6 protein-coding genes are annotated in these 5,251 nt (G+C 45.4%); 2 read left to right on the top strand and 4 right to left on the bottom strand.

All coding sequences use genetic code 11. The features are described 5' to 3' along the window. Positions 1 to 32 precede the first annotated feature (32 nt). Complete coding sequence (trxA, locus tag DSM107010_RS02605) at positions 33 to 356, top strand: thioredoxin (RefSeq protein WP_106169310.1); 324 nt, start codon at positions 33 to 35, stop codon at positions 354 to 356. A 53-nt stretch (positions 357 to 409) separates the two neighbouring features. On the opposite strand, the gene DSM107010_RS02600 is transcribed toward trxA, so the two are convergent. From DSM107010_RS02600 to DSM107010_RS02590, 3 genes are all read right to left on the bottom strand, one after another. Further along, on the bottom strand, positions 410 to 577 hold the full coding sequence (locus DSM107010_RS02600) for a twin-arginine translocation signal domain-containing protein (RefSeq protein WP_127022275.1): 168 nt from the start codon (positions 575 to 577) through the stop codon (positions 410 to 412). Positions 578 to 970: 393 nt separating this feature from the next. Continuing rightward, positions 971 to 2,014: a tyrosine-type recombinase/integrase gene (locus tag DSM107010_RS02595; protein ID WP_106169307.1), complete on the bottom strand. Its 1,044-nt coding sequence runs from the start codon at positions 2,012 to 2,014 to the stop codon at positions 971 to 973. 11 nt (positions 2,015 to 2,025) lie between these two features. Further along, positions 2,026 to 2,757, bottom strand: coding sequence for a Uma2 family endonuclease (locus tag DSM107010_RS02590; RefSeq protein WP_127022272.1), 732 nt, complete (start codon positions 2,755 to 2,757; stop codon positions 2,026 to 2,028). Positions 2,758 to 3,468: 711 nt separating this feature from the next. On the opposite strand from DSM107010_RS02590, the gene DSM107010_RS02585 reads away from it, so the two are divergent. Then, positions 3,469 to 3,918 carry a Panacea domain-containing protein gene (locus DSM107010_RS02585; protein ID WP_106171504.1) on the top strand — a complete coding sequence of 150 codons (450 nt, stop codon included), beginning with the start codon at positions 3,469 to 3,471 and terminating at the stop codon, positions 3,916 to 3,918. A 580-nt stretch (positions 3,919 to 4,498) separates the two neighbouring features. Here the strand turns inward: DSM107010_RS02585 and DSM107010_RS02575 are convergent. Beyond that, positions 4,499 to 5,251: iron uptake porin (locus DSM107010_RS02575; protein ID WP_199755368.1), on the bottom strand; the 753-nt coding region annotated here is incomplete at its 5' end.

Here is a 5,251-nt window from a genome sequence, read left to right as displayed (position 1 = left end):
ATGAGACAATGCGAACTTTACTAGGAGAGTGTATGGCTGCTGCTTATATCCAAGACGAAACTGAGTTTAATACGCTACTAGAAACTGAGCTAGTGTTTGTAGTAGACTGTACAGCTACTTGGTGTGGACCTTGCAAACTGATTGCTCCCTTAATCGACCAATTGGCACAGGAGTATGGCGACCGTGCCAAGGTCTTGAAGCTAGACTTAGATGCCAACCAACCGATTGCCAAACGATTTGGGATTCGCAGTATTCCTGCTGTGATGCTGTTCCAACAAGGCGAGTTGGTAGAAACAATCGTCGGTGCTAAACCCTACGAAGAATTCAGCAACGCTGTGGCTAAGTATTTAGCTTAACGGTTTTGTTGGGCATACTAATAAGGGTTAGGGTGTCTCTACAATCAGTGGTGCTACTCGTTTGCAGATCCAAAAAGAGCAATCGCGCTCTCCGAGTGGTTAGCTTGAGTGGGAAGTAAATGAGCGCCGCTGGCTGCTGCTGCACCAAATGCAGCACTTTGTAAAAAACCACGCCGTGAAACACCTTGAAGCAATATCTTCTTTTTCTTCCCCGATTTCATAAATTGTTCCTCAAGCAACAACGCCGAGTATCTTCCCCAACTGATGTATATCAAAGGTAGTCAGATGAAAACCAACTGATGTTTCTGCCCAAGGTTCATAATCCCAAGCTTCACACCGAAAGCGTCCCATTCTTTGTAAAACTTCACTCCCTACACTCAGGCGGAGTGAAAGCGACTAGGCGTAGTTTACGCTCGCGACCGCGAGATTTTATCGAAGAAGGAGTCAGGAGCCAGAGGTTCTATTGCAAAAACTTGATGAGAACATGAAATCTGGTCGATTGAAGCGGATTATGCAACAACTCCGAAAATTTGAGACAGAAACGACGAGATCGGCAATTTGACAACAATTTGTTCTCAAACTCTGTTGCTTACCAAAACGGCAACGCTCTCATACTAAATCCGATCTTCAACTTCTTCCCCAACTGCACGGTAGTAAGCAGCGATCGCCGCCTCTTGTTCGCCGCGCAGGGTGTAGCGCCGAAAAGCTTTCTCGCTCTGATGACCGGTCAGCTTTCTAGCGTGAGTCGGATCGACACCCATCAGCAATAACTCGGTGCTGTATGTGTGACGGAACGAGTGTGGGTGTAGCTGAGGAATTTCTGCCAATTCACCGATCTTTTCTATGGCAAAGTAGATGCCATGATAGCTCAATCTTTCCCCTTTACGAGTGGCGTGATGGGACAGAATCAAAGGGCGATCGCCCTTTATCTCTTCACCTTGTGACTCGCGCCATGACAAATACTCCATAAGTGCATCGCGGCTCTGTTTTCGTAGCGGCACTAATCGCGGCTCGTTTGTCTTCGTATCTGCCACAAAGATTAGCTTGCCATCAAACGCACCGACATTGAGGCTAACAATTTCTCCCGCCCGCAAGCCGTGGCTTAAAATGTGGAGTAAAGCTAGATCTCGCTGTTGTGTCTCGCCCAGATACTCGGTTGCCGCCCAAATTCGCTCTACTTGCTCGGCTGTTAAGCTTTGGGCAGGGGGTAGAGGGATCTTCTCTAGCTTCACACTAGCAGTCGGATTGATGGCAAGGATGTCGGGATAAGTCTGCACCATCCAGCCAAAGAAGCTTTTGAGCGTGGCGATCGCGCTGTTGATACTACTTTTTGAGAGCGATCTGCCCGATTGTAACTGTACTTCCTCCACCAAATAAGCCTTATACTGAGCGATGTGGCGCGGTTTGATCTCACCCCACAGCAGATCGGTCCAGGCAATAAAGCGCCTCAGTTCTCGTTCGTAAACCTTGCGCGAGTTAGGTGCTAAGTTGTTACTGTTGATGAACTCTCTAATCTTACTAATACGGATGTCAGTTGTTATCGTCTTAATCTTAACAGGTCTGCCCCGTCTCGTCGGTTGAGCTGGAGGTACAGTATCCAAGCTACCAGAATTAAGGGAAATCACTTTGATGGGTGGTAGGCGATCGCTAATATCCATTGTGGTAATGCTTAAATTAAATCGGGGTCTTCGCCTAATTCCCGCAGCCTTTGTGCCAGTCTATCTGCCCTTTGTTTTTCGACTTCCTCTGGCAGCAAGACTAAATTGAAGGCGCGATCGTAGAAGCGCAACCAATCACAAGTTCCAGTCGGCGGTTCTCGGCGGATACTACCATTCCAAGTGCCCAGCCACAATTCTAAAGTTTCGCACCACAACCAACCGCGCTCGTTGGGAATCAAGGGCTGGTAGCCGCGCCCTAATTCCAAGTGCCATCCCGTCAGCTCCTGGGCAGCAAAAGGATCGAAAACGAAGTAATCTGGAGTGCGGAACACCCGTTCGTATAAATCTTTTTTCACTCCGCGATCCACATTCGCCGTACTCGGTGACAGTAATTCGACGATCGCATCGGGATAGCGACCGTCTTCTTCCCACACCACCCAGCCCTGGCGCTCGCGGCTACCGTCTACATCCAAGGCAACAAAAAAATCTGGACCGCGAAAGTCACGATTCATCGCTTGATTGCGGCTGTAGTAGACGAACATATTGCCACCCGCAAAAAAGTCCGATCGCCCAGATAGTGCCGACAGCGCCGAATCAATCAGAACGTTCATCGCAATCCGGTGGCGGTTAGTCTCCAATGGTTCTCCATCATCAAAAACGAGATCGCTGGGTGGTTCTGGCGCTGACCAATCTATTACCTGGTTAGAAGATATTTCTTGTGATTTCGTGGTTTCAGCTGACATAGCTTTCTCTTGCGCCATGACGAACGCGATAACTTCGTTAAGCTGCGCTAACGCTTTTCTGCTGAAATCAAAAATTGAGCTAGTCGGTCAACTTATGCTTTCAGTTTTATCAGTATATCACCCTCTTTATATAAAATAAGTTACAATTATCTTTTATCCGACTAAACTACGACTAAATTAGAAATAGTACAAGTGTTCTATAATCAAACGTGGCTGGTATCATATCGCAACAGAAGCTTTACGCTCGTAGGAATTGAAATAGATTGAGAGGTGGAACTATTTCGATCCTTGGGTGTAGAAGCGCTTACGAATAGGAATTTTAAGGATTTTTTAAAAAATGAAGATCAAACCTGTTAAAATCGCTGTGCAAAAGGAATTACAGAAATCGGCTTGGGTCGAGATCCAAAACCATTTCGCGCTAAGATACACTTCCAGCTCAAAGCCCTATTGAGTAAACTGCCTATAGAGAAGAAGTTTTCGTACTCCAGCCGTGTAAGAACCCATATATATCGAGGTCCGACCAAAAATCATTTCTCTATAAAGAGAGTAGTTTACAATGTGTGTACAAAGTGTATAATTGCATTGTACTCACTAGTACATAAAAACTAATTCGATAAGTAGTTGCAAGACAGGAAAAAAACTGTAATTGCAGCGGATTTTTCTGACTACACAGATAATGTAGTCAATAAGGATGGAGGAAACGAGGAAACTATGCTCACCTGCCGCGACATAGCGAAATACTTTCTAGCTCAAGAGGATGAAGATGCTGGCGATCTAATCTCTAATCTTAAGCTTCAGAAACTGGTTTACTATGCCCAAGGCTTCCATTTAGCTTTGTATGATGAGCCGCTATTTTCCGAACGGATTGAAGCATGGACGCATGGTCCCGTTATACCTGAGTTGTACCGTGATTATAAAGAATTCGGAGCTAATGGCATTCCGTATCCTGATGACATAGACTTTTCCACCTATGATGAGAAAACTCGTAGTCTTTTAGATGAAGTTTATTGTGTTTTTGGGCAGTTCTCTGCATGGAAGTTGAGAAATATGACACATGAAGAAGCTCCTTGGAAGGACGTTTCTGAGCCAGGTGGTGAGATTACCCAAAGTGCTATGAAAGAATACTTCAAAACTCAGCTCAACCATTCAGTCACGGTGTAATGTCGCTTCGATTTAATGCTAATAATCGTCAGGAGAAGGGAAAATCGATTAGTGCCAGAAAAGCCAGCGATACTAATCCTGAGCAAGAACCCCCTATCTTCTGTCTACGGTTTTTAAGTAAAGACTACTGTTTATCTAAGTGTACAAAAGATGAGAAGTCTGCTTTCGCTGATACAATTTTCAAGCTCAGTCAGTTGACATGGAGTGAAATAAACTCTTCTAGACGGCATGGTTTAGGTTATGAGAAGATTGCCAGAGATTCGCTGAAGGCTTCTGTTCCAAAGCATATTACTGATGATGTGAATTTTATCGCTTTCCGGTTCTGCGCTAAGGCTCCGATGATTGGATATCGCGATCGGGCTGTATTTCATGTACTTTGGCTCGATCGGAATTTCACACTCTACAATCACTAGAGTCGGCTAGGGGATAACATGAGGAGCAAGACGAGCGCTTATCCCTTATTGTTCTTTAAGGTAGGCAGCTAAAGCATTATGTAAGGAGCGAAATGTTCTCAGATCTTACTCCATTTTAGAAAGAAAACGTAGTCCGGATCGTTCCCACGTAAATCGTATCGTTATCTTTAATTGTGTTCGGGATTGGTAATGACCAGCACTCCTGGAGTAATGCCAATATTTTTGGTAACTTGGAAGCGATAGAAAGCTTCTAGGTGCAAAGAGGAATCCCTATCTTCACGGTCATTAATATCGTTACTAGTCACTTTAGGCGGTAAGCCAACCACGATACCACCCAAGTTGCCTTCTCGTAACAGATCTGGAAAAGCTAGAGTTACTGCATAGTAAAAGATAGAAGCATTAGCTCCATCAATTGCACCTGAGACAGCTTCAGCTCGCGTGTAGCCAGCCCAACCGCCCAAGGCAATCTTGGGGTTGATTTGAAAATTCGCTGCTAACCCATAAGAATCTGACGTGTAGCTTTCTCCATCAAATGGGTCATTGGAGTATGTACTTCCAACTCCTGCAACGCCTGCATCAAGACCATTATAGGAGCGCACGTAGGTCAGACCCAGAGCGATAGTATCAGTGGGTTTCAAGGTCAGCTGGGCTAATGCTACAAAAGGACCTCCAGTCAACCCAGATGTAGGGTTTTCGGCTTCACTGGCTAAATAAGCTAGGGATAGGTTAACTGCATCGCTAAATTCATATGTTAGACCTGCCCCTGAACCATACCCAACTTGCGAATAGATGGGACTGCGGTAGCCAAACGCAGAAACAGCACCATCCTTTACATCTCCAAAGTAGGGATCGATCAGATCGACAAAATCTCCTAAAACACCACCGTAAGGTTCGACAAGAACCGTCAGGCGATCGCCTAT

It is taken from the genome of Chroococcidiopsis cubana SAG 39.79, from assembly GCF_003991895.1.
Taxonomy (GTDB): domain Bacteria; phylum Cyanobacteriota; class Cyanobacteriia; order Cyanobacteriales; family Chroococcidiopsidaceae; genus Chroococcidiopsis; species Chroococcidiopsis thermalis.
The sequence above is the reverse complement of the archived record's forward strand: the minus strand, read 5'-3'. Positions and strand labels throughout refer to the sequence as shown.